The sequence below is a fragment of the Streptomyces sp. NPDC048211 genome, from assembly GCF_043202315.1.
In the GTDB taxonomy this organism is placed as follows: domain Bacteria; phylum Actinomycetota; class Actinomycetes; order Streptomycetales; family Streptomycetaceae; genus Streptomyces.
This window is the reverse complement of the sequence record NZ_JBIDAD010000006.1, coordinates 264165-286733: the sequence shown is the minus strand read 5'-3', so window position 1 is coordinate 286733 and position 22569 is coordinate 264165. Positions and strand designations below refer to the sequence as shown.

The 22569-nt window shown below is 69.5% G+C and carries 22 protein-coding genes and 1 tRNA gene; 9 read left to right on the top strand and 14 right to left on the bottom strand.

The window, feature by feature from the left end; all coding sequences use genetic code 11:
* Positions 1-67: 67 nt before the first annotated feature.
* The 5 genes from ACGFZA_RS23550 to ACGFZA_RS23530 all read right to left on the bottom strand — a co-directional run bounded on the left by ACGFZA_RS23550 (position 68) and on the right by ACGFZA_RS23530 (position 6038).
* A complete protein-coding gene (locus ACGFZA_RS23550; protein ID WP_393681676.1) occupies positions 68-1531 on the bottom strand; it encodes a peptidoglycan D,D-transpeptidase FtsI family protein in 1464 nt (487 codons plus the stop codon).
* On the bottom strand, positions 1528-2940 hold the full coding sequence (locus ACGFZA_RS23545; protein WP_385277796.1) for an FtsW/RodA/SpoVE family cell cycle protein: 1413 nt from the start codon (positions 2938-2940) through the stop codon (positions 1528-1530). Before ACGFZA_RS23545 ends, ACGFZA_RS23550 begins: the two co-directional genes overlap by 4 nt.
* 22 nt (positions 2941-2962) lie before the next feature.
* Positions 2963-4459 (bottom strand): PP2C family protein-serine/threonine phosphatase, encoded by a 1497-nt coding sequence (locus ACGFZA_RS23540; protein ID WP_385277798.1) that lies wholly within the window; start codon positions 4457-4459, stop codon positions 2963-2965.
* Positions 4460-4588: 129 nt separating this feature from the next.
* Complete coding sequence (locus ACGFZA_RS23535; RefSeq protein WP_148019768.1) at positions 4589-5104, bottom strand: FHA domain-containing protein; 516 nt, start codon at positions 5102-5104, stop codon at positions 4589-4591.
* A gap of 10 nt (positions 5105-5114) precedes the next feature.
* On the bottom strand, positions 5115-6038 hold the full coding sequence (locus ACGFZA_RS23530) for an FhaA domain-containing protein (protein WP_393681673.1): 924 nt from the start codon (positions 6036-6038) through the stop codon (positions 5115-5117).
* 314 nt (positions 6039-6352) lie between these two features.
* Between ACGFZA_RS23530 and ACGFZA_RS23525 the strand changes: the two genes are divergently transcribed.
* Positions 6353-6435, top strand: a tRNA-Leu gene (locus tag ACGFZA_RS23525).
* Positions 6436-6756: 321 nt separating this feature from the next.
* On the opposite strand, the gene ACGFZA_RS23520 is transcribed toward ACGFZA_RS23525, so the two are convergent.
* Positions 6757-7368 carry an FMN-dependent NADH-azoreductase gene (locus ACGFZA_RS23520; protein ID WP_385277802.1) on the bottom strand — a complete coding sequence of 204 codons (612 nt, stop codon included), beginning with the start codon at positions 7366-7368 and terminating at the stop codon, positions 6757-6759.
* Between the two features lie 124 nt (positions 7369-7492).
* Here ACGFZA_RS23520 and ACGFZA_RS23515 point away from each other — a divergent pair, with 124 nt between their 5' ends.
* The 4 genes from ACGFZA_RS23515 to ACGFZA_RS23500 all read left to right on the top strand — a co-directional run bounded on the left by ACGFZA_RS23515 (position 7493) and on the right by ACGFZA_RS23500 (position 10920).
* Positions 7493-7840, top strand: coding sequence for a winged helix-turn-helix transcriptional regulator (locus ACGFZA_RS23515; protein WP_385277804.1), 348 nt, complete (start codon positions 7493-7495; stop codon positions 7838-7840).
* 116 nt (positions 7841-7956) lie between these two features.
* On the top strand, positions 7957-9408 hold the full coding sequence (locus ACGFZA_RS23510; RefSeq protein WP_393681670.1) for a DUF2252 domain-containing protein: 1452 nt from the start codon (positions 7957-7959) through the stop codon (positions 9406-9408).
* Between the two features lie 161 nt (positions 9409-9569).
* Positions 9570-10529, top strand: a complete 960-nt coding sequence (locus ACGFZA_RS23505) for a J domain-containing protein (protein WP_393681668.1) — start codon at positions 9570-9572, stop codon at positions 10527-10529.
* 46 nt (positions 10530-10575) lie between these two features.
* Positions 10576-10920, top strand: coding sequence for a rhodanese-like domain-containing protein (locus tag ACGFZA_RS23500; protein WP_385277810.1), 345 nt, complete (start codon positions 10576-10578; stop codon positions 10918-10920).
* Positions 10921-11123: 203 nt separating this feature from the next.
* Here ACGFZA_RS23500 and ACGFZA_RS23495 read toward each other — a convergent pair whose 3' ends face one another.
* From ACGFZA_RS23495 to paaA, 6 genes are all read right to left on the bottom strand, one after another.
* Complete coding sequence (locus ACGFZA_RS23495) at positions 11124-12281, bottom strand: acyl-CoA dehydrogenase family protein (RefSeq protein ID WP_393681666.1); 1158 nt, start codon at positions 12279-12281, stop codon at positions 11124-11126.
* 312 nt (positions 12282-12593) lie between these two features.
* Positions 12594-13652 carry a 2Fe-2S iron-sulfur cluster-binding protein gene (locus ACGFZA_RS23490; protein ID WP_385277814.1) on the bottom strand — a complete coding sequence of 353 codons (1059 nt, stop codon included), beginning with the start codon at positions 13650-13652 and terminating at the stop codon, positions 12594-12596.
* Entirely contained in the window at positions 13653-14159 is a 507-nt protein-coding gene (gene paaD / locus ACGFZA_RS23485) for a 1,2-phenylacetyl-CoA epoxidase subunit PaaD (protein WP_393681663.1), read from the bottom strand. It lies immediately after the preceding gene.
* Positions 14153-14854: a 1,2-phenylacetyl-CoA epoxidase subunit PaaC gene (gene paaC, locus ACGFZA_RS23480; RefSeq protein ID WP_385277818.1), complete on the bottom strand. Its 702-nt coding sequence runs from the start codon at positions 14852-14854 to the stop codon at positions 14153-14155. The genes paaD and paaC overlap by 7 nt, the downstream gene beginning before the upstream one ends.
* Positions 14851-15141, bottom strand: coding sequence for a 1,2-phenylacetyl-CoA epoxidase subunit PaaB (gene paaB / locus ACGFZA_RS23475; RefSeq protein ID WP_393681660.1), 291 nt, complete (start codon positions 15139-15141; stop codon positions 14851-14853). Before paaB ends, paaC begins: the two co-directional genes overlap by 4 nt.
* On the bottom strand, positions 15138-16142 hold the full coding sequence (paaA, locus tag ACGFZA_RS23470; RefSeq protein WP_385277822.1) for a 1,2-phenylacetyl-CoA epoxidase subunit PaaA: 1005 nt from the start codon (positions 16140-16142) through the stop codon (positions 15138-15140). Before paaA ends, paaB begins: the two co-directional genes overlap by 4 nt.
* A gap of 114 nt (positions 16143-16256) precedes the next feature.
* Between paaA and ACGFZA_RS23465 the strand changes: the two genes are divergently transcribed.
* The 3 genes from ACGFZA_RS23465 to ACGFZA_RS23455 are packed head-to-tail and all read left to right on the top strand — an operon-like array spanning position 16257 to position 19263.
* Positions 16257-17258 (top strand): DUF5819 family protein, encoded by a 1002-nt coding sequence (locus ACGFZA_RS23465; RefSeq protein WP_393681658.1) that lies wholly within the window; start codon positions 16257-16259, stop codon positions 17256-17258.
* Complete coding sequence (locus ACGFZA_RS23460; RefSeq protein ID WP_393681656.1) at positions 17255-18520, top strand: HTTM domain-containing protein; 1266 nt, start codon at positions 17255-17257, stop codon at positions 18518-18520. Before ACGFZA_RS23465 ends, ACGFZA_RS23460 begins: the two co-directional genes overlap by 4 nt.
* On the top strand, positions 18517-19263 hold the full coding sequence (locus tag ACGFZA_RS23455; protein WP_385277826.1) for a TrmH family RNA methyltransferase: 747 nt from the start codon (positions 18517-18519) through the stop codon (positions 19261-19263). Before ACGFZA_RS23460 ends, ACGFZA_RS23455 begins: the two co-directional genes overlap by 4 nt.
* A 275-nt stretch (positions 19264-19538) precedes the next feature.
* On the opposite strand, the gene paaN is transcribed toward ACGFZA_RS23455, so the two are convergent.
* On the bottom strand, positions 19539-21239 hold the full coding sequence (paaN, locus tag ACGFZA_RS23450; RefSeq protein WP_393681653.1) for a phenylacetic acid degradation protein PaaN: 1701 nt from the start codon (positions 21237-21239) through the stop codon (positions 19539-19541).
* Positions 21240-21390: 151 nt separating this feature from the next.
* Here paaN and ACGFZA_RS23445 point away from each other — a divergent pair, with 151 nt between their 5' ends.
* Positions 21391-21984 carry a TetR/AcrR family transcriptional regulator gene (locus ACGFZA_RS23445; protein ID WP_385277830.1) on the top strand — a complete coding sequence of 198 codons (594 nt, stop codon included), beginning with the start codon at positions 21391-21393 and terminating at the stop codon, positions 21982-21984.
* 30 nt (positions 21985-22014) lie between these two features.
* Here the strand turns inward: ACGFZA_RS23445 and ACGFZA_RS23440 are convergent, their stop codons facing one another.
* Positions 22015-22521 carry an Lrp/AsnC family transcriptional regulator gene (locus ACGFZA_RS23440; RefSeq protein WP_393681915.1) on the bottom strand — a complete coding sequence of 169 codons (507 nt, stop codon included), beginning with the start codon at positions 22519-22521 and terminating at the stop codon, positions 22015-22017.
* Positions 22522-22569 lie beyond the last annotated feature (48 nt).

Here is a 22569-nt window from a genome sequence, read left to right as displayed (position 1 = left end):
CCGCAGGCAATACCTGATACCTGACCGGTATCCCAATGTGCAGATACGGTGCCCGGTATGAGCGACGTCACTTCTCGCTGTCGATGACTGCCTTCATGACGTCCCTCGCGATGGGAGCGGCCAGGCCGCCACCGGAGATGTTGTCGCGCAGCGCCTTGCTGTCCTCGACGACCACGGCCACCGCGACGGGGGAGCCGCTGTCGGTCTTCGCGTACGAGATGAACCAGGCGTACGGCTTCTCGCTGTTGTTGAGGCCGTGCTGAGCGGTACCCGTCTTGCCGCCGACGGTCACGCCCTGGATCTTGGCGTTCGCACCCGTGCCGGAGGCGACGACGGTCTCCATCATCTGCTGGAGCTTCTGGGCGTTCTCACCCGAGAGGGCCTGGCTGAGCTGCTCCGGCTCGTGGGTGTAGATGTCGTCCAGGCTGGGCGCCTGCCGCTTGGCGACCATGTAGGGCTGCATCAGCTTGCCGTCGTTGGCGACCGCGGAGGCCACCATGGCCATCTGGAGCGGGGTGGCGCGGTTGGACGCCTGGCCGATGCCGGCCATGGCGTTCTGCGGGCGGTTGTCCTTGGGGTAGATGCTCGCGGCGGAGCGGACCGGAGTGAAGATCTCCTTGTTGAAGCCGAACTTGTCGGCCTGGTCGATCATCTTCTGGTTGCCCAGGTCATCGCTGATCTTGCCGAAGACGGTGTTGCAGGACATTCGCAGCGCTTCCCGGAGCGAGGCGTTCTCGCACGGGATGTTGCCCTCGTTGGCCAGGGGCTGTCCGGTGGTCAGCGGAAGCCGCCAGGGCAGCGGCGACTTCGTGTCCGCGTCGATGTCGGTGTAGAGCCCGTTCTCCAGAGCGGCGGCCGCGGTGACGACCTTGAAGGTCGAGCCGGGCGGGTAGGTCTCGCGCAATGCCCGGTTGAGCATCGGCTTGTCCTTGTCCTTCTGAAGCTTCTGCCAGGCCGCGGAGTCCTTGTCGGAGTTGCCCGCGAAGGTCGAGGGGTCGTACGAGGGGGTGCTGGCGAGCGCCAGGATGGCACCGGTCCGCGGGTCGAGGGCGGCGACGGCGCCCTTCTTGTTGCCGAGGCCTTCGAAGGCGGCCTTCTGGGCCGCGCTGTTGAGCGTGGTGACGACGTTGCCGCCCTGCTTCTCGTCACCGGTGAACATCGACATCGTGTTGTCGAAGAAGAGCTGGTCGTCGTTGCCGGTGAGGATGCCGTCCTCGATGCTTTCGAGCTGCGTGGCGCCGAAGGCCTGCGAGGAGTAGCCGGTGACGGGGGCCCACATGGGCCCGTTCTTCCAGACCCGCTTGTACTTGAAGTCGCTGTCCTTGGTCTCGGCGGACCCGGTGATGGCGCTGCCGCCGTCGACGATGATGTTGCCGCGCTCGTGGGCGTACCGCTCGATGCGGACGCGGCGGTTCTCGTCGCGGGTGTTGAGCTCGTCGGCCTTCACGTACTGGAGGTAGTTCGTCCGTGCGAGCAGGGCGAAGATGAGGACGCCGCAGAAGATGGCGATCCGGCGCAGGGGCTTGTTCACGGTCGGACCACCTGGGTCATCTCGGCGTCGGAGGACGGGGCGGGCGCCGGGGCGGGGCGGCGGGCGGTGTCGCTGATCCGGATCAGGATTCCGATCAGCGCCCAGTTGGCGATCACGGACGAACCACCGGCGGCGAGGAAGGGCATCGTCATACCGGTCAGCGGGATGAGGCCCATGACGCCGCCGGCGACCACGAAGACCTGGATCGCGAAGGCGCCGGAGAGGCCGATGGCGAGGAGCTTGCCGAAGGGGTCACGCGCGGCGAGGGCCGTGCGGACACCGCGCTCGACGATCAGACCGTAGATCAGCAGGACGGCCATCATCCCGGCCAGCCCGAGCTCTTCGCCGACGGTGGAGAGGATGAAGTCGGCGTTGGCGGCGAAGCCGATCAGGTCGGAGTGGCCCTGGCCCCAGCCGGTGCCCAGCGTGCCGCCGGACCCGAAGGACATGATGGCGTTGCCGATCTGCTCGCAAGCGCCGTCCGTCGCATAGCAGGCGAACGGGTCCATCCAGGCATCCACGCGCTGCTGGACATGGGACTCGAACGTGGAGACACCCACGGCACCGACGGCGGACATCAGCAGGCCGAAGACGATCCAGCTGGTCCGCTCGGTAGCGACGTACAGCATGATCACGAAGAGGCCGAAGAACAGCAGGGACGTGCCGAGGTCGGTCTCGAAGACCAGGATCAGGATCGACAGCGCCCAGATGACGAGGATCGGGCCGAGGTCTCGTCCGCGCGGCAGGTACATCCCCATGAAGCGACGGCTGGCCAGGGCCAGGGCATCACGCTTCACCATGAGGTAGCCGGAGAAGAAGACCGCGATGATGATCTTCGCGAACTCGCCGGGCTGGATGGAGAAGGGGCCCAGGCTGACCCAGATCTTCGCGCCGTTCACCGCGGGGAAGAACATCGGCATGATCAGCAGGATCAGGGCCACGACCATGGAGATGTAGGTGTACCGCTGGAGGATGCGGTGGTCTTTGAGGACCACCAGCACCCCGACCATCAGCGCTACGCCGATCGCCGAGTACATCAGCTGCTTCGGGGCGTCCGGGGTGTACGCCCCGAACATGTTCTCGGCCCGCTGGATCAGACGCTCCGACTGGTCCAGCCGCCAGATCAGCACCAGGCCCAGGCCATTGAGCAGCGTGGCCAGCGGCAGCAGCAGCGGGTCCGCGTACCGGGCGAACTTGCGCACCACGAGGTGGGCCACGCCGCCGAGCAGGATCAGGCCGAGGCTGTATCCGAACATGCCGGAAGGCAGCGAGCCGTCGATCGCGAGCCCCACGTTGGCATAGGCGAACACCGAGATGGCGATGGCGAAGACCATCATCATCAGTTCGGTGTTGCGCCGGCTCGGTGCGTCGATCGCGCCGATCGTGGTCGTGTTGGTGACAACGCTCATGGTGCTGAAGGCCCCCTACGGCTTACTGCTTACCGCACTGCGGGACCAGCTTTTTCTCTTCCTCCGAGAGGCTGGGACCGGGAGTGGGAGTCGCTGAAGTCTGCTTGGTCTTGGTGGTGCCGGACGTGGTGGACGTCTTGGTGGCGTCCGTGTCCGTACCGCCGGCCTGGCCCTCGTCGCTGGGGGCGTTCTTCTCGGCTGCGCGGCGCTGTGCGTCCTTCTTGCAGGCGGTGGCCTGGGTGGCGAGCTCGGTGACCTTCTCACGGGCGTCGGCCAGGCTGCCCTCGGCGATGGTGGCCTCGACCCGCTTGCGCTGGTAGGGCGGGAGGTACTTGAGTTCGATCTCGGGGTGGTCCTTCTCGACCTTCGAGAGCGAGACCCACGCGAGGTCCTGGCTGATGCCCCGGTACAGCGCGACGTTGTCGTTCTTCGCGCCGACGAAGTACTGGGTCTGGGTCCAGCGGTAGCCGCCGTACAGGCCGCCGCCGATGACCGCCAGGGCGAGCACGATGTACAGGGAGCGCTTGAGCCACTTGCGGCCGCCGGGCTTGACGAAGTCGTCGTCGGAGTAGGACCCGAAGGCCCCGTCCGGCATCCCGTCGTAGCCGACGTCGTCACCGCTGCCGGGAGGGCCGAAGCCGCCCGCGGGCGGCGGGACGGGGCGGCCGAGGCCGGCCGCCCGTCCGGCGGGGGTCTCCATGGCGCCGCCGTCGTTCAGCTGGGCGGCCTGGTTCTCCGCGACGGCTCCGACGATGACCGGGGTGTCGTTGAGCTGACCGGCCATGGTGTCGTTGCTGTCGACATCGAGGACGTCGGCGACGATGCAGGTGATGTTGTCCGGACCGCCGCCGCGCAGGGCGAGCTGGATGAGGTCCTGGATGGTCTCCTGCGGGCCCTGGTAACTGGCGAGCGTCTCCTCCATGGTCTGGTGGGAGACGACGCCGGAGAGCCCGTCGGAGCAGATCAGATAGCGGTCGCCGACCCGGACCTCACGGATGGAGAGATCGGGTTCGACGTGGTCACCACTGCCCAGCGCGCGCATCAGCAGGGAGCGCTGCGGGTGGGTGGTGGCCTCCTCCTCGGTGATCCGGCCCTCGTCGACCAGCCGCTGGACCCAGGTGTGGTCCTGCGTGATCTGCGTCAGGACGCCGTCCCGCAGCAGGTAGGCGCGCGAGTCGCCGACGTGTACGAGGCCGAGGCGCTGGCCCGTCCACAGGAGCGCGGTGAGCGTGGTGCCCATGCCCTCCAGCTGGGGGTCCTCCTCGACCATCATGCGCAGCTGGTCGTTGGCCCGCTGGACCGCCGTACCGAGCGAAGTGAGGATGTCGGAGCCGGGCACGTCGTCGTCGAGCTGGACGAGCGTGGAGATCACCTCGGAGCTGGCGACCTCACCGGCTGCCTGGCCGCCCATACCGTCGGCGATGGCGAGCAAGCGAGGTCCGGCGTAGCCGGAGTCCTCGTTGCCCTCGCGGATCATGCCCTTGTGCGATCCGGCGGCGAAGCGCAGGGAAAGACTCATGCGCACCTCGCCCGTCGGTTCGGGGTACAACCGGTCTCGAGCCACACTGCCCACCCTCCGGTCGGGAGCCTGGCCGGGTCCGATGCCCGGGCCGCCGCGGCTCGCTCGCTCCGATCGCTCATTGTCGTACTACTTCCGCAGCTCGATGACGGTCTTGCCGATCCGGATCGGCGCGCCCAGCGGAACAGGCGTCGGGGTGGTGAGACGGGTCCGGTCCAGGTACGTGCCGTTGGTGGACCCGAGATCCTCGACGATCCACTGGCCGTCACGGTCGGGGTAGATCCTGGCATGCCTGCTGGACGCGTAGTCGTCGTCCAGCACGATCGTTGAATCATGGGCCCGGCCCAGCGTGATGGTCTGGCCCTGGAGCGCCACCGTGGTGCCGGTGAGCGTCCCCTCGGACACGACCAGTTTGGTCGGTGCGCCCCGGCGCTGGCGGCCGGGTTGCTGGCGTTGCTGCGGCGGTGCCGCAGCGGTTTGGCGTGCCTGTGGAGGCCGCGCGTCGGTAGCAGTGCGGCGTGAGCCGCGCTGCGTGACGCGCGTTCCGAACAGGTCACTTCGAATGACCTGGACGGCCACGATCACGAACAGCCACAGAACAGCCAGGAATCCTAGCCGCATGACCGTAAGGGTCAGCTCTGACATTGCCCCCGCTTCACCCTTCGGCTTGCCGGTAAACGATGGTGGTGCTGCCCACGACGATCCGCGAGCCGTCGCGGAGCGTAGCGCGGGTTGTGTGCTGCCCGTCTACCACGATGCCGTTGGTAGACCCGAGATCCTGGATCGTCGAGGGCGTTCCGGTCCTGATCTCACAGTGCCGGCGGGATACGCCGGGGTCGTCGATCCGCACGTCGGCGTCGGTACTGCGTCCCATCACCAGCGTCGGCCGGGAGATCTGATGACGTGTGCCGTTGATCTCGATCCAGCGTCGCACCTGCGTGTTCGGCAGGGGGCTGGGGGTGGCCGGCGGACGCCGGTCGGGCCCGGGGGCTCCGCCATGCCTGGCGCCCGGCGGCGGGGCCGCGGGCATGGGCGGGGGAGAGTTGGGCGGGTAGCCGTAGCCGCCGGGCGCCTGGGGCCGCCCGTGCCCGGGGCGGGCGGGCGGTGCTGCCTGCTGTCCCGGGTGGTTCGGGAATCCCTGCTGGCCGTGCTGGCCGTGCTGGCCAGGCTGGCCAGGCTGGCCGGGCTGCTCCTGCTGTGACGAACTCGACGCCAGGGTGCGGCTGCGCACCCGGTAGAGCCCGGTGTCGAGGTCGTCCGCCTTTTCCAGGTGGACCTTGATGGGCCCCATGAAGGTGTACCGCTGCTGCTTGGCGTAGTCCCTGACCAGACCGGAGAGCTCGTCGCCCAGCTGGCCGGAGTACGGGCTGAGACGCTCGTAGTCGGGGGCGCTGAGCTCGACGATGAAGTCGTTGGGGACGACGGTCCGCTCGCGGTTCCAGATGGTGGCGTTGTTGTCGCACTCCCGCTGAAGGGCACCTGCGATCTCGACCGGCTGGACCTCGGACTTGAAGACCTTGGCGAAGGTGCCGTTGACCAGACCTTCGAGACGCTGCTCGAAACGCTTCATGACTCCCATGGGGCACCTCCTCCGGTGTCGTCGTCCCTGTACTGCTTACTGATCGTATCCACGCGTCGGGAAATCGGCTGGTTCCCCTTGTCTGCACTGTGGATGAGTGTCCCCCCTCACATGGATCGTAGAGGGGGCCTCCTGACAGTGTCCCGCACCTTGGGTGCACTCAGGAGGAGTGGGGGGATGGGGCTGCGGGTTCCCGGTTCCCCTCGCACGTCCCGCGAAACAAACGGATGTGAATCCACCCTGTCCAGCGTGCTAATCTTCCGTTTGTCGCCAGGCGCTCACCGAACAAGTGAGAGTCTGGAAACACCACTCATGCGCGAGTGGCGGAACGGCAGACGCGCTGGCTTCAGGTGCCAGTGTCCTTAGGGACGTGGGGGTTCAAATCCCCCCTCGCGCACAAGTAAGAAGCCCCACAGGCCAATGGCCTGTGGGGCTTCTTCAGTTTGGGGCTTGGCGGGCGCCTGGTCGGTTTGGTTTCACGTGAAACGTCCGATTCTGGCTCTCTCGGGCTCGCGGCCCTGTGGGCTTTCGGGCCTGTGAGGTTTCGGTTCCTCGGGTTCCTGGCTCCTCGGGTCCCGACTCCGCGGGCTCTCGGTGCCTCAGGCTTCCGGGAGCGGGAGCGGGGGCCTGCTGCGCGAGAAGGGCCGGGGCTAGCGAGCCCCGGCCCTTCTTGTCTTCCCTGTCTGTCTCAGCCGTTCTCAGGAGGGATGCGGCGGTTTCAGGCGGCGAGGCGGGAAGCGAGGGCCTTGGCCTTCTCCGCGGCGTCAGTGAGCGCCTTCGCGCGGGAGGTGTCGGCGAGCGGGATGAGCTCGGCCATCTGCGGATTGGTGTGGGCCAGAGTGAGCTCCGGGACGATGAAGTCGACCTCGGCGGCGAACATGGAGGTCAACAGCGTCGCCAGGTAGTTCTGCACGAACTCGGCGTCCTCGCGCGGGGTGCCCGCGGCATACGAGCCGCCACGGCTGGCGACGACGGTGATCGGGGTGCCGGCCACCGGACTGTCGGGGCCGGCGTTGTGGCCGACGATGATCACGTGGTCGAGCCATGCCTTGAGCGTCGACGGAATCGTGAAGTTGTACATCGGGGCGCCGATCAGGACCGCGTCCGCGGCGGCGAGTTCAGCGGCGAGCTCACCGCGCAGCGGGTGCTCGGCACCGGCCGCGGCCGCGGCGGCGTCCAGGTGCGGCAGGGGCTCGGCGGCGAGGTCGCGGTAGACGACCTTTCCGTCGGGGTGCTGCTCCAGCCAGGTCTGCACGAAGGTGGCGGTGACCTCGCGCGACGCGGAGCCCTGGGGGAAGACGGCGGAATCAAGGTGCAGGAGGGTGGCCATGAGAGGTCTCCACGGTTCGGTGAGGGGTGGGTCGATACACGGCCCAATATTTCGTAGGTACCTAGTAATAACATAGGGGCTTACAAATAGTAAGTCCCTCACGCTCACGCAGTACCCTGGGTCCATGGCGGATCACAGCGAGCAGGCGTGCAGACGGGTGGACGTGGGGATCAGCCGCGTTTTCGAGCTGTTCGGCAAGCGCTGGACGGGGCCGATCGTTTCCGTACTGATGCAGCAGCCGGTGCACTTCGCCGACCTGCGCCGTGCCATTCCGGGCATCAGCGAGCGCATGCTCTCGGACCGGCTGAGCGAGCTGGGGGCTGCGGGGCTGGTGGTCCGCGAGGTCGACGAGGGGCCGCCGCTGCGGGTCTCGTACCGCCTGACGCAGGCCGGTGCGGCGATGGAGCCCGCGCTCAAGGAGCTGGGGCGATGGGCCGAAACCCACCTCCGGAACGACCTCGGAGGCTGTTGACCGGAGTCCCGGGCGGGGGATCGGCGACCGGCGGTACCGTCTCCGGCAGTTGATGCTGGACCGGGACGCCGGACGCCGACGGCGGCGCCGGGTGCGGTCGGGGGAGGCTGCGCGCCATGAGCGAGATCGAAGTGACCGTGCCGGTACAGCGGGCCGTGCAGGACGGCTGGCGCATTCCGGTCGTGCCCGGGTTCGCCCGGCGCGCGGACCCGGAGGGCCGGAGCGCCCCGCTGTCGCCGAGGGCTGCGGGCAAGGCCCTGCGGCTGCACGTGCCCCGCTCCGCCCACAGCTCCCTGGATCTGCCTGCGGGGCGGCCCGACGCGGTGCGGGCGGTCGAGGAGTCGAATCAGGGCCGGGTGCCGGGTCTCACACCGATACGGGTAGGACGGATGGCCGCCACGCCCTTCGCCTTTCTGCGGGGTTCGGCCGGCCTGATGGCCCACGACCTGGTGGGGACGCCCGTCACCGGGGTGGCCGCCCAGCTCTGCGGTGACGCGCACGCGGCCAATTTCGGGCTCTACGGCGATGCCCGGGGCAGCCTGGTCATCGATCTGAACGACTTCGACGAGACCGTGGCCGGCCCCTGGGAGTGGGACCTCAAGCGTCTCGCCACCTCGCTGGTGCTCGCGGGCCGTGAGGCCGGTGCGGACGAGGACACCTGCCGCCGGGGTGCGTACGACACGGTGGGCGCGTACCGGCGGACCATGCGGCTACTGGCACGGCTGCCCGCGCTCGACGCGTGGAACGCCATCGCGGACGAGGAACTGGTCTCGCACACGGACGCGCGGGATCTGCTCGGCACCCTGGAGAGGGTGTCGGAGAAGGCGCGCAACAACACCAGCGCCCGCTTCGCCGCGAAGTCCACGGAGGATTCCGGGGACGGCGGGCGCCGGTTCGTCGACGCGCCGCCGGTGCTGCGCCGGGTGCCGGACGCGGAGGCCGCAGCCGTGGCGGCGGGGCTGGGCGACTACCTGAGCACCGTCTCGGAGGACCGGGTGCCACTGCTGGCCCGGTACGCGATCCACGATGTGGCGTTCCGGGTGGTCGGCACGGGGAGTGTGGGCACCCGGTCGTACGTGGTGCTGCTGCTGGATCACCGGGGTGAGCCGCTGGTTCTGCAGGTGAAGGAGGCAAGGCCGTCGGTGCTGGCGCCCTACCTGCCGGCTGTGGGCTTCGACGTGCCGGAGGTGGGGCACGAGGGGCGCCGGGTGGTGCTCGGGCAGAAGCGGATGCAGGTCGTCAGCGACATCCTGCTGGGCTGGGCGACCGTGGAGGGCCGGCCCTTCCAGGTGCGTCAGTTCAGGAACCGCAAGGGCAGCGTCGACCCGGCGGCGCTGGCGGCCGACCAGGTCGACGACTACGGCCGGATGACCGGTGCGCTGCTGGCGCGGGCTCATGCGCACAGCGCCGATCCACGGCTCATCGCGGGGTACTGCGGGAAGAACGACGAGCTGGACGAGGCGGTGGCGGCGTTCGCGGTGACGTATGCGGACCGCACCGAGGCGGACCATGCGGAACTGGTGCAGGCCGTCGACGCAGGACGGATAGCCGCTGAGCGGGGGGTGTGACGGCTGTCCGTGGTGCCCGCTGCGCCGGGGGTGCGAATCCTGTCGTGGTGCCCGCTGTGCGGGGGCGCGATGGCTGCAGTGAGGCGGCTGTGCCGGGGCGCGATGTCGGCTGCGCCGACCGCGCGTCCTCGGCAGGCGGGCTGTGGCCATACGCTGGACGGGTGACCCACGAAGCCCCCGGGGTACCGACCACCCGGAACGACGATGCCCGGCAGGACGACGCCCTGCAGGACGAGCAGCCCGGCTCCCCTGCCGAGGAGCCCGCGGACGGCCCCACGGGGGCTGCGGGAGACGCCGCAGCCGATGCGGACGCCGGTGCGCCCGCGGTCTGCGAGACCACTGAGCAGGCGCGTCCCGAGGCGCGGCTGGCCCATGCCGTGCGGGTGGCTGAGCAGGCTCTGATCGAGTTCGAGATCGCGGTCGAGACGTTCCGGGTCGAGGTCGAGAACTTCTCCCGGCTGCACCACCAGCGGCTCGGACCGATGTACGCACGGCTCGACGAGCTCGACGCGCAGATCGCGGAGGCGCGGGCCGCCAGAACGGGCGATCCCGAGGATCTGCGCAAGGCGCAGGACGCGCGGTCGATCGTGATGCCGATGCCGGGGATCGACGAGCTGTTCCACGACTGGATCGACTCCGACGGGCTGTCCCCCGAGGCGGCGGCCATGCTGACGGAGCAGCCGGTCCGGCCGCCGAAGCGGGTCCGGCCGACCGACGAGGCGCGCAAGCTCTACCGCGAACTGGCACGCAAGGCTCATCCGGATCTGGCCCAGGACGAGAAGGAACGGGCCCGCCGGGACGAGTTCATCACCCGCGTCAACGCCGCGTACGGGCGTGGGGACGAGGAGCTGCTCAAGGAGCTGGCCCAGGAGTGGGCGGCCGGGCCGGTCCTGCCCGAGGCGGAGCTCAGCGAGGCCGACGAGCTCTACGCCCGTCTGAACTGGCTGACCCAGCGCAAGGAACTGCTGACCGTGCTCGCCCAGGAGCTGGAGCAGAGCGCGATCGGCGCCATGCTGCGGATGGCGCCGGACGATCCGGATCACCTGCTGGAAGAGATCGCCGAGCAGTTGCTGGGCGAGGTCTCACAGCGTGAGACCGAGCTGGCGGGCTTGGTGCAGTAGCGTTTCCGGTGACTTCGGTGCGCATTTACGAGAGAAGGCATGACCCATGAATTTCGCCCCGCTTCCGGCGGTCGACGTCACGGCGGTGCCGGCGGACGGCTTCGTGCTGGACGTCCGGGAGGACGACGAATGGGCGGCCGGGCATGTCGACGGCGCCCTGCACATTCCGATGAGTGACTTCGTGGGCCGCTTCGGTGAGCTGACCGAAGCGGCGGAGGACGGCCGGCGCGTGCACGTGATGTGCCGGGTCGGCGGCCGGTCCGCGCAGGTCACCCAGTACCTGGTTCAGCAGGGCATCGATGCCGTGAACATCGACGGCGGCATGCTCGCCTGGGACGCCGCTGGGCGTCCGATGGTCACCGACAACGGCGCCCCCGCATTCGTCGTCTGACCTCGCTGTTCGCTGTCGGACGTTCGCCGTTCGCTGTTGCACGTCGGCTGTAGCTGTAGCTGTTCAGCGTTCGCTGTTTGCCGTTCGGCAGGCCCGGGCCCTCAATGAGAGGCCCGGGCTTTGTCGTCCGGCCGGGTGGATGGGCAGTCCCGGGGCACGCGCGTTCGTGGGCGGCGGTGGCGGTGGCGGTGGCGGTGGCGGCGTCAGTCGAGGGGGTGGGCGGCCAGCAGGTCGCCCAGGGCCTCTTCATGGGCTGCTGCCGGACCGAGTGAGAGCTCGATCTGCTTCGCCCACGCGTGGAAGCGGTGCAAGGGGTAGTCGGTGTCCGCGCCGAAGCCGCCGTGCAGGTGCTGTGCCGTCTGTACGACACGGCGGACCCCGTCGGACGCCCAGATCTTCGCCACCGCGACATCGCCTGCCGGTGGCAGTACGCCGGTCCCGCCGACGGCGATCCGCCAGGCCGCCTGCCAGAGGGTCACCTCCATGGCCCGCAGATCGATGTAGCGGTCGGCCGCCTGCACGGCCACGGCCTGGAAGGTCGCCACGGGGAAGCCGAACTGTTCGCGTTTGCCGGTGTACTGGCTCGTCATGGTCAGTACGGCCTCACCGAGACCCAGCGCGAGCGCGCACGTTCCCACGGTGAGGACGGAGCGCAGCCACTCCCAGGCATCCGCGTTGTCGATCAGCCTGCGGCCCTCGATCCGAACCGCGTCCAGCCTTACCTCGCCGAGGAGTTCGCCGTTGGTGGAGACCTGCTCGGCGATGGTGACGCCGTCGTCGCCCGGGCGGACCAGAGCAAGCACGGCCCGGCCGTCCCCGGCGTGGGCGGGCACCGCGATCCAGTCCGCTGCCTGTGCCCACGGCACCCCCGACTGCACGCCGTCGAGTACCCAGTCCGTCCCGGCGGTGGCGATGCCGCTGGCGTCGTCCGGCCGTGCGGTGACCGCGAGTTCAGCCGGATCGTGGCCGGTGCGGCCGTTGGCGCCGGCCGTGAGGACCAGCTCTCCCCGGCCGATGCGTGGCAGCAGTTCGGCCGCCAGGCCACGGTCGCCATGACGCTGCAGCGCCATCGCGACCGCGCAAGTCTCCAGCAGCGGCACCCGTGCGAGCACCTTCGCGGACTCACGCAGCACCAGGCAGAGAGCGACCAGGTCGAGGCCCGCCCCGCCGTACTCCGGAGCCAGCGTCAGGCTCAGCAGGTCTCCGGTGGCGAGAGCGGCCCACAGTGGCCGGTCGATGTCCTCGGCCACCGCCCCGGGTACGAGTGCGGGGCTGGGCACAGCATCGAGCGTGACGCCCGAGAAGACCGCCTGTGCCGCCTCGACGGCCGCCTGCTGTTCCTCGGTGCAGGTGAAGTCCACTGTCCTGGCCTCCCGCGAACTGCTGTAGCCGTATGAGCCGTGTTCGGACCTGACGGAGCGTCAAGATAGAACAGGTTCTACAAGAAGGGAACAGTCCGTGCGGGGCGCGGCGCGGTGCGCGGTGCGTGGAGGGCGGGGTTGGGGTGCGAACGGCCGAGGACGGAGGGAGCGGACAGAGTGCGAGGGGCGGGGGCCTTTGGGTGAGGGGCGGGTCCGGTGGGGTGCGCGGCGGGTCCGGTGGGGCGTGCGGAGCCTGCCCCATGCCGCCGGGTGCGCCGCCGCCGTGACCGGTCACCGGTCTGCGGTCGGCGGTCAGCGGTCGAAGTCGAGATTCACTTCCCCGGTCACCGGATGGGACTGGCAGGCCAGCACATACCCCGCGTCCGTCTCCTCCGGCTCCAGCGCGAAGTTGCGGTCCATCCGCACCTCGCCCGAGACCAGGAAGGCCCGGCAGGTCCCGCACACCCCGCCCTTGCAGGCGTACGGAGCGTCGGAACGGCTGCGCAGCACCGTCTCCAGCAACGACTCGCCCTCCTGTACCGGCCATGTGCCCGAGCGGCCGTCCAGGGTCGCCGTGAGCGTGCTGTGGGTGGAAGCCGCGGCCCGTGGCCGGGTGGATGCCCCGGGGCTGTCCTCGACGTGAAAGATCTCCTGGTGGATGCGGGCCCGGTCGACGCCCAGACCGTGCAGCGCGCCCTCGGCGGCCCGGACCAGGCCGAGCGGACCGCACAGATACCAGCCCTCGACCTCCGTCACCGGAAGCAGTGCCGGAAGCAGGCCCGTGAGCCTTTCCCGATCGAGACGGCCCGAGGGGAGCCCTGCCTGCTGTTCCTCCCGGGAGAGCGCGGTGACCAGCTGGAACCGGTCCGGATAGCGGTCCTTGAGGTCGGCGACCTCGTCCAGGAACATCGTCGACGCCGCGCTCCGGTCGCTCCGGATCAGGCAGAACGAGGCATCGGACTCCCTGGCCAGCAGGGTCGCCGCGATGGACAGGACCGGGGTGATGCCGCTTCCGCCGACGATCGCCGCGAACTGCCCGGCCCGCGGGGCGATCACGAAGCGGCCCATCGGGGGCATGGCCTCCACCTGGTCACCGACCGCCAGCTCCTTGAGCGCGTACGTGGAGAACGCGCCGCCGTCGACGAGCCGGATCCCCACCCGCAGGGCCGGGTCGGCCGGCTGCTCGGTGGCCGGTGCGCAGATCGAGTACGAGCGCCGGATCTCCTCGCCGCCGACGGTGTAACGGACATTGAGGTGCTGGCCGGGCTTGTGGCGGAAGGTCTCGCGAAGCCGGGGCGGCACGGCGAAGGTGACGGCCACCGAATCGTCCGTGAGCCGCTCGATCGCGCTGACCCGGAGCGGATGGAACATCTACAACTCCTTGAAGTGATCGAACGGGTCGCGGCACGACACACAGCGGCGCAGTGCCTTGCAGGCAGTCGACGAGAACCGGCTCAGCAGCTCCGTGTCGGTCGATCCGCAGTGCGGGCAGCGCACCGACAGAGTGAGGGGCACGGGTCCGTCGGCGGGGGTCGCGGCCGTGTGGGGCCGCGGGGGCGCGATGCCGAACTCGGCGAGCTTGCGCCGCCCTTCCGCGCTGATGTCTTCCGTGGACCAGGCCGGGGAGAGGACGGTGACCACGGAGACCTCGGTCATGCCGTGGTCGTACAGCACGCGCTCGATGTCGGTGGACATGGCCTCTATCGCGGGGCAGCCGGTGTAGGTCGGGGTGAGCCGGACCGTGACGCGGCCCGGTGCGAGCACCTCCACGCCCCGGAGCACGCCCAGCTCCCCCAGGGTCAGTACGGGCAGCTCCGGATCGGGAACGGCGCCCGCCAGGATGCGAAGGTCCTCCTCCAGGGACGTCCAGGTCACCATGACGCCCCCGGGTGGCTGCGGTGCAGATGCTGCATCTCGGCGATCATCCGGCCGAAGGGCTCCGTGTGGATGCCCTGCCGGCCGGCTCCGGCCGTCCAGGCGCCGGACTGCGGCCCGGCCGGCACGGTCAGCGTGGCCCGTTCCAGCACGGTGGTGAGGGAGTCCAGCCAGCTGTGGTGCAGTGCCTGCCAGTCCACGTCCACGCCCTCGACGGGCTGGAACAGCTCGCCGGTGTAGCGCCACAGGGCGTCCACCGCGCGCTGCATGCGCTCGTGGCTCTCGGCCGTGCCGTCACCGAGGCGCAGGGTCCACTGCTCGGCATGGTCCCGGTGGTAGGCGACCTCCTTGACGGCCTTGGCCGCCAGCCCGGCGAACTCGCCCTCGCCGGCCGACAGCTGCTCGTACAGGCCGTGCTGGTAGACCGAGAAGTACAGCTGACGGGCGATGGTGTGGGCGAAGTCGCCGTTCGGCTGCTCGACCAACTGGACGTTGCGAAAGGCGCGTTCCTCGCGCAGGTATGCCAGCTCGTCCTCGTCACCGGTCAGGGAGAGCAGGATCCGGGCCTGGCCCAGGAGGTCCAGGGCGATGTTGGCGAGGGCGAGCTCCTCCTCCAGCACGGGGGCATGGCCCGCCCACTCCCCCAGCCGGTGCGAGAGCACCAGCGCGTCGTCGCCGAGCGCGAGGGCCGCGTTCACAGGTGCTTCACTCCGTCCGGGATCGCGTAGAAGGTCGGGTGCCGGTAGGGCTTGTCACCCGCCGGTTCGAAGAACGTGTCCCTCTCGTCCGGCGAGGACGCCGTGATCTGGCTGGACGGCACCACCCAGAGGGAGACACCTTCGGAGCGGCGTGTGTACAGATCGCGTGCGTTGCGCAGGGCCATCTCGGCGTCCGGGGCGTGCAGGCTGCCGGCATGGGTGTGGGCGAGCCCGCGCCGCGAGCGCACGAACACCTCCCACAACGGCCAGTCGGTCGAGTTGCTCATGCTGTTGCCTCCCCGTTCGGTACGTCCGTGTGCTTCTGTGCGTATGCGGCGGCTGCGTCCCGGACCCAGGCGCCTTCCTCGTGTGCCTGGCGGCGCTGGGTGAGGCGCTGTTCGTTGCACGGTCCGTTGCCCTTCAGGACCTCCTGGAACTCCGTCCAGTCGATCGCCCCGAAGTCGTGCTGACCGCGCTCCTCGTTCCACCGGAGGTCCGGGTCGGGGAGGGTGAGGCCCAGGACCTCGGCCTGCGGCACGCAGATGTCCACGAAGCGCTGCCGCAGCTCGTCGTTGGAATGCCGCTTGATCTTCCAGGTCATCGACTGCGCCGAATGCGACGAGGCGTCGTCAGGTGGGCCGAACATCATCAGGGACGGCCACCACCACCGGTTCACGGCGTCCTGGGCCATCTCGCGCTGCGCCGGTGTCCCGTGGCCGAGGGCGAGCAGCAGCTCGTAGCCCTGGCGCTGGTGGAAGGACTCCTCCTTGCAGATACGGACCATGGCCCGGGCGTAGGGGCCGTAGGAGCAGCGGCAGAGAGGGACCTGGTTGGTGATGGCCGCGCCGTCCACGAGCCAGCCGATGGCACCGACGTCCGCCCAGGTCAGGGTCGGGTAGTTGAAGATCGATGAGTACCGCTGGCGGCCCGCGTGCAGCTTGTCGAGCAGCTCCTCGCGGCTCGTGCCGAGGGTCTCGGCCGCGCTGTACAGATAAAGCCCGTGCCCTGCCTCGTCCTGCACCTTGGCCATGAGGATGGCCTTGCGGCGCAGCGAGGGGGCGCGGGTGATCCAGTTGGCCTCCGGCTGCATGCCGATGATTTCGGAGTGCGCGTGCTGGGCCATTTGCCTGACCAGCGAGGCGCGGTAGGCGTCGGGCATCCAGTCGCGAGGCTCGATGCGCTCGTCGGCCGCCACGGCGGCGTCGAAGGCCGCCTCCAAGGCGCCGTCCGCCCCATCGGTACTGCCTGCTGTCGCCTGCGCTGTCTGGCCCGCAGTCACTGACGCCATCCCGGACTCCCTACCGACCGATCGTTCGGTTCAATGTCTTCAATGGTGAGTCTGAGGCCCGTAGGGTGTCAACCCTGTGGATAACTGACCGGGATCGACGGGGATCGGGGCGGGATGAATTCGTACGACGACAAGGGCGTCGGCGAGGGTGTCGGTGAGGGTGTCAGCAGTGCGGGTGAGGCCGTAGCCGGCCCCGATGCGCGGACCGTTCCCGAGCCCCGTACCGATCCGGGCCTGCGCTCGGACGCAGATCCTCGCGCCGACGGTCCGGGCCCTCGCACAGATCCGGACCGCATCGCCGATCCGGACCCCCGCACCGATCCAGGCCCTCGCACGGGTCCGGACCGCCTCACAGATCCGGACCCCCTCGAAGATCCGGGCCCTCGCAAGCATCCGGGCGCGATCGCCGATCCCGGCCCCCGCCCCGATCCCGGCCCCCTCGCCGGTGCCGAGCCGCCGCGCGTCGGGATGGCCGGGCTCTCGTATCCGTACCAGGTAGCCGCCGCTGTGGCGCTGTCGGTGATCGGGCTGATCGCCTGCATCCAGCTGGCCATGGTCTTCCTGCACGTCGCCCCGTCCAACACGGTGACCAAACAGCACGGCGAGGCGGTCGACCAATGGATCTACCCCGAGTTCGAGCAGAACTGGAAGCTCTTCGCCCCCAACCCTCTGCAGCAGAACATCGCCGTGCACGTGCGCGCCGAGATATCCGGCCCCGACAAGCGGCGGACCACCCCCTGGATGAGCCTCTCCGGCGAGGACGGCAAGGCGATACGCGGCAATCTGCTGCCCAGCCACGTCCAGCAGAACGAACTCCGCCGGGGCTGGGACTTCTACATCGGCTCGCACGACAGCCAGAACCGGGCCAATGGCCTGCGCGGCAGACTTTCCGAGCAGTACGTCCGGCGCATCGTGATGCTGCGCCTCAGTGAGCACGACTACGGCGGCGACATCCTGAGGATCCAGGTCCGGTCCGAGGTCCGGTCGGTCGCGGCCCCCGCCTGGAGCAACGAGAAGATCAGTACCAAGCCGTCCTACCGGGTACTGCCCTGGTGGACCGTCACCCCGGCCGACCTCCCCGAGGGCTCGGCCGACTCCGAGGAGGCGGACCAGTGAGCACAGTCGGCCACGACCGCGCGCTCGCCCGCGGTATCCAGCGCATCACCGCCGCATCCCTGGGGCAGCACCAGAGCGCTGTCATCCGGATCGGCTTCTCCGCCACGTACCTCCTGTTCCTGCTGCGGGAGATTCCGCACCGGAGCGAGATGTACGGCCCCGAGGCCCCGTGGCGCTGGGACATGGCGCAGCAGCTCATCTCCGGCAACCAGGCCTTCACCACGCTGATGTGGTCGGACAGCGCCATCTGGTTCGAGATCGTGTACGCGCTGGCGCTGGTCGCCTCCGCGCTGCTGATGGTGGGCTGGCACACCCGGGCCGTGTCCGTCCTCTTCATGGTCGGCGTGCTCTCCCTGCAGAACCGCAGCATCTTCATGGGCGACGGCGGCGACAACGTCATCCACCTCATGGCGATCTACCTGGTCCTGACCCGGTGCGGACAGGTCTGGTCCCTGGACGCCCGCCGTGCGCGGCGCAAGGCCGGCGCGCACCCCGGCACGGACGCGGTGACCGGTCCGCTTCTGTGGGTGGCCTCCGGCGCGGTCCTCTGCGGTGCCACGGTGACGGGGAGCCTGGGCGGGACCGCCTGGCTGCCGGTCTTCTTCTGGGTCCTGTGGATCGGCCACGGCGCCTGGTGGGCCGTGAACCGGTACGCGCCGCACAGCGAGGCGCGCACTCTGCTCGACGTCATCGCCAACCTCGCTCACAACGCCACACTCGTCGTGATCATGGCCGAGGTCTGTCTGATCTACGCGACTGCGGGCTGGTACAAGATCCAGGGTTCGCGCTGGCAGGACGGGACCGCGCTGTACTACCCGCTCAACCTTGACTACTTCACGCCCTGGCCCGGCCTCTCGGACCTTCTCGCGTCGAGCGGCGTGATGGTGATGGTGCTGACGTACATCACCGTCATCGTGCAGGTCGCCTTCCCGTTCACCCTGTTCAACCGGCGCGTAAAGAACGTGTTGCTCGTCGCGATGATCTGCGAGCATCTCGGTATCGCCCTGCTGCTGGGGCTCCCCTTCTTCTCGATGGCCATGATCGCCGCGGACGCCGTCTTCCTGCCGACCGTCTTTCTGGTGTGGCTCGGAGGCAAGGCCGCCCTCGGCCGGGATCTGCTGTTCCGGCGGCGCGGCGAGGTGCCGGGGCCGCGGGACGGTGCGGGTGTGGCCGAGGGCGCCGGCGTGGATGCCGTTGCCGGCTCCGAGGACCGGGAGGCAGGGCAGCACCGCGAAGGCGGGGGCCATACGCTCGTCGGGTGAGCAGCGAGACAGGCAGTACAGGCAGCACCGATGGTGCGGGCGGGGCGGCCGAACCGTCCGTGGAGTCGGCGACGGGCGAGCCGGCGCAGTACGACGAGGGGTTCGGGACGGAGATCGGCGTCGGACCGCATCCACTGCCCTGGCCCGTGGGCGAGCGGTACGACCCCGAGCTGCTCGCCCACGGCGACCGGCGCAACGTGGGCGATGCGTACCGTTACTGGACCCGGGAGGCGATCGTCGCCGATCTCGATCTGCGGCGGCACGACTTTCACGTGGCGGTGGAGAACTGGGGCCACGACTTCAATATCGGTTCGGTGGTGCGCACCGCGAACGCCTTCCTCGCCAAGGAGATCCACATCGTGGGGCGGCGGCGGTGGAACCGTCGCGGTGCGATGGTCACCGACCGCTACCAGCATGTCCGGCATCACCCGGACACCGCCGATCTGACCGCCTGGGCGGCGGCCGAAGGGCTGCCGATCATCGGCATCGACAATCTGCCGGGCGCGGTGCCGCTGGAGCGGACCGAGCTGCCGCGGCGGTGTGTGCTGCTGTTCGGGCAGGAGGGGCCGGGTCTGACCGAGGAGGCCCGCACACACGCATCGATGGTGTGCTCGATCGCACAGTTCGGGTCGACGCGATCGATCAATGCGGGGGCTGCGGCGGCGATTGCGATGCATGCGTGGGTGCAGCGGTACGCGGATATTCCGGCGGCCGGTGGTGAGGCCGGCGGGGCGGGGTTCTAGGCCGGTGGGGCTGGGCCTGGGCTTGAGTCAGGCGGAGGGCGGGGTGACGGGCCTGCGACGGGCCTGTTCCCCCACCCGTCCCTTCCCGTAACCGGGGCTCCGCCCCGGACCCCGCTCCTCCGACGCCGGAGAGGCCGGAAAGGGGTTCGGGGGAGCCGCAAGGCGGCCCCGTTGGGGCTTGGGCCAGGCCGGTGGGCTGCCAACGGGGCCCGTGGGGCTCGGACGAACCCGCCGGGCTGGCGCGGGCCCGGCGGGGTGTGCGGGGGCTTGGCGTCTCAGCGCTGGCGGCGGACTTCCATGGTGCGGAAGCGGTTGGCCACGAAGGCGCCGTCGCACAGCGCCGCGTTGGCCGCCGGGTTTCCTCCCGAGCCGTGGAAATCGGAGAACGCCGCCGTCTGGTTGACGTACACGCCGCCGGTCAGATTCAGGGAGAGCTGGGCCGACTCGTCCAGGCAGACGTCCTCCACCGCGCGCTCCACCTCCGGTGAGGTGGTGTACGCGCCGACCGTCATCGCTCCCTTGTCGCGGATGGTGCGGCGCAGCAGGTCCAGCGCGTCCCCCGTCGAATCGACCGCCACCGCGAACGAGACCGGGCCGAAGCACTCCGACAGATACGGGGCCTCGTCGTCCGGCTTGCTGCCGTCGAGCTTGACGATCAGTGGCGTACGGACGACCGCTTCCGGGAAGTCCGGGTTGGCCACCGCCCGCGAGGGCAGAGCGACTTCGCCCAGCTGTGCGGCCGCCTCCAGGCGAGCCTCCACCGACGGGTTGACCAGGGCGCCCAGCAGGCCGTTCGCCCGGGCGTCGTCACCCAGGAGTCCGGTGACGGCGGCGGCGATATCGGTCACCACGTCGTCGTAGGACTTGTCGCCGACGTCCGTGGTGATGCCGTCCCGGGGGATCAGGAGGTTCTGCGGAGTGGTGCACATCTGGCCGCTGTAGAGGGAGAGCGAGAACGCCAGGTTGGACAGCATGCCGCGGTAGTCGTCCGTGGCGTCGACGACGATCGTGTTGACTCCGGCCTTCTCCGTGTACACCTGCGCCTGGCGGGCGTTGGCCTCCAGCCAGTCACCGAATTCGGTGGAGCCGGTGTAGTCGATGATCCTGATCTCCGGGCGGACCGCCAGCGTCTTGGCGATGCCCTCGCCCGGCCGCTCGGCTGCCAGCGCGACCAGGTTGGGGTCGAAGCCTGCTTCGGCGAGCACCTCGCGCGCCAGCTGGACGGTGAGGGCCAGCGGGAGCACCGCTCGGGGGTGCGGTTTGACCAGCACCGGATTGCCGGTGGCGAGGGAGGCGAAGAGGCCCGGGTAGCCGTTCCACGTGGGAAAGGTGTTGCAGCCGATCAGCAGCGAGATGCCGCGTCCTGCCGCGGTGAACGTCTTGTGCAGGTCGAGCGGGTCGCGCTTGCCCTGCGGCTTGGACCAGTCGGCGCTCCGGGGTGCGCGCATCTGTTCCTCGTACGCATACGCCACCGCCTCCAGACCGCGGTCCTGGGCATGCGGGCCGCCGGCCTGGAAGGCCATCATGAAGGCCTGGCCGCTGGTGTGCATCACCGCGTGGCCGAACTCATGGGTGCGGGCGCTGATCCGCGCCAGGATCTCCAGGCAGACCAGAGCCCTGATCTCCGGTCCGGCCTCGCGCCAGGCGGGGATACCCGCGCGCATCGCGGGGAGCAGCACGTCGAGGTCGGCGTGCGGATACTCGACGGCCAGCTCCGGACCGTACGGAGAGGTCTCGCCGCCCGTCCACCCGTCGGTCCCGGGCTGGCCCAGGTCGAGGCGGGTGTGCAGCACGGCGTCGAAGGCTGCCTTGCCCTCGGCGGCACCCACACTGCCGGGTGCGCCGCCCTCGCCGTACGCCTTCGGGTGCTCGGGGTGCGGGGACCAGTAGTCGCGTGTACGGATCGCTTCGAGGGTCCGGTCCAGCGTGGGGCGGTGCCTCTCGGACAGCAGGTGCGGGGAGAGCTCGGCGGCCATGACGGACCAACTCCTCATCGAGCTGGGCAGGGACGGGCGGACAGAGTTAGAGTAACCGAACGATCGGTCGGGACAAGAGGGCCTGCCAAACCTGTGGACAAGACCGCCCCCATTTGCCGGTCGATCCCACTCGTAGGGGAGGATCGCGGGCATGACCACGGCCAAGCGGGACACGTACACCCCGGAGACTCTGCTCACCGTTGCCGTCCGTGTCTTCAACGAGCGCGGTTACGACGGCACGTCGATGGAGCACCTGTCGAAGGCGGCCGGTATCTCCAAGTCGTCCATCTACCACCATGTCGCCGGCAAGGAAGAGCTGCTGCGGCGTGCGGTCACCCGGGCGCTGGACGGGCTCTTCGGCATCCTCGACGAGTCCGGCGCGACGCGGGGCCGTGCGATCGAGCGCGTCGAGTACGTCACGCGCCGCACCGTCGAGGTGCTGATAGCCGAGCTCCCCTATGTCACGCTGCTGCTGCGGGTGCGGGGCAACACGAAGACCGAGCGCTGGGCCCTGGAGCGGCGGCGTGAGTTCGACCAGCGCGTGGCCGATCTGCTCAAGGCGGCGGTCGCGGACGGTGACCTCCGCTCCGACGTGGACATACGGCTGGCGACGCGGTTGCTGTTCGGGATGGTCAACTCGCTGGTGGAGTGGTTCCGGCCGCTTTCGGACGGTGGTGCCGAGGGGGAGCGGCTCGCCGACACGGTCGTACAGCTGGCTTTCGAAGGCATGAAGTCCAGCCGCTGATCCAGCGCCCTGCCGGCGGGGCGTCCAGGCTCAGGTGAGTTCCGTGGGCCGGTCGGAGCCCGGTGCCAGGTCCGTCTCCTCGAACACGAGCAGCGTGCGGGTGGAGAGCACCTCCGGAATGGCCTGGATTCTCGTCAGGACCAGTTCGCGCAGCGACCGGTTGTCCGGGGTGTGCACCAGCAGCAGCACATCGAAATCGCCGCTGACCAGTGCGATGTGCGTCGCTCCGGGCAGGGCCTGGAGCTGTTCGCGCACGGTGCGCCAGGAATTCTGGACGATCTTGAGTGTGATGTACGCGGAGGCTCCCTGGCCCGCCCGCTCATGGTTCACCCGCGCGGTGAAGCCGCGGATCACGCCGTCGTCGATGAGCCGGTTGATCCGGGCGTAGGCGTTGGCGCGCGATACATGGACGCGGTCGGCCACCGACCGTATCGAGGCGCGTCCGTCCGTCTGGAGCAGTCGGAGGATGGCGTCGTCGATGGCGTCGAGCGGGCGTGCCGGGGGAATCCGGCCGGGCTCCTCGATCCCGTCGGCCATTTGTTCAGCTGCCATGTTCCCGTGCCTTCCCGTCCTGGACGACCTGTG

What these genes read in the sequence shown, in the direction of transcription:
- ACGFZA_RS23500 (WP_385277810.1), top strand. Translation starts at nt 10,576, where the DNA reads ATGAATTTCGCCCCGCTTCCGGCGGTCGACGTCACGGCGGTGCCGGCG.
- paaA (WP_385277822.1), bottom strand. Translation starts at nt 16,142, where the DNA reads ATGGCGTCAGTGACTGCGGGCCAGACAGCGCAGGCGACAGCAGGCAGT.
- ACGFZA_RS23520 (WP_385277802.1), bottom strand. Translation starts at nt 7,368, where the DNA reads ATGGCCACCCTCCTGCACCTTGATTCCGCCGTCTTCCCCCAGGGCTCC.
- ACGFZA_RS23515 (WP_385277804.1), top strand. Translation starts at nt 7,493, where the DNA reads ATGGCGGATCACAGCGAGCAGGCGTGCAGACGGGTGGACGTGGGGATC.
- ACGFZA_RS23445 (WP_385277830.1), top strand. Translation starts at nt 21,391, where the DNA reads ATGACCACGGCCAAGCGGGACACGTACACCCCGGAGACTCTGCTCACC.
- ACGFZA_RS23440 (WP_393681915.1), bottom strand. Translation starts at nt 22,521, where the DNA reads ATGGCCGACGGGATCGAGGAGCCCGGCCGGATTCCCCCGGCACGCCCG.
- ACGFZA_RS23530 (WP_393681673.1), bottom strand. Translation starts at nt 6,038, where the DNA reads ATGGGAGTCATGAAGCGTTTCGAGCAGCGTCTCGAAGGTCTGGTCAAC.
- ACGFZA_RS23465 (WP_393681658.1), top strand. Translation starts at nt 16,257, where the DNA reads ATGAATTCGTACGACGACAAGGGCGTCGGCGAGGGTGTCGGTGAGGGT.
- ACGFZA_RS23545 (WP_385277796.1), bottom strand. Translation starts at nt 2,940, where the DNA reads ATGAGCGTTGTCACCAACACGACCACGATCGGCGCGATCGACGCACCG.
- ACGFZA_RS23490 (WP_385277814.1), bottom strand. Translation starts at nt 13,652, where the DNA reads ATGTTCCATCCGCTCCGGGTCAGCGCGATCGAGCGGCTCACGGACGAT.
- ACGFZA_RS23540 (WP_385277798.1), bottom strand. Translation starts at nt 4,459, where the DNA reads ATGAGTCTTTCCCTGCGCTTCGCCGCCGGATCGCACAAGGGCATGATC.
- ACGFZA_RS23510 (WP_393681670.1), top strand. Translation starts at nt 7,957, where the DNA reads ATGAGCGAGATCGAAGTGACCGTGCCGGTACAGCGGGCCGTGCAGGAC.
- ACGFZA_RS23535 (WP_148019768.1), bottom strand. Translation starts at nt 5,104, where the DNA reads ATGTCAGAGCTGACCCTTACGGTCATGCGGCTAGGATTCCTGGCTGTT.
- paaD (WP_393681663.1), bottom strand. Translation starts at nt 14,159, where the DNA reads ATGGTGACCTGGACGTCCCTGGAGGAGGACCTTCGCATCCTGGCGGGC.
- paaB (WP_393681660.1), bottom strand. Translation starts at nt 15,141, where the DNA reads ATGAGCAACTCGACCGACTGGCCGTTGTGGGAGGTGTTCGTGCGCTCG.
- paaN (WP_393681653.1), bottom strand. Translation starts at nt 21,239, where the DNA reads ATGGCCGCCGAGCTCTCCCCGCACCTGCTGTCCGAGAGGCACCGCCCC.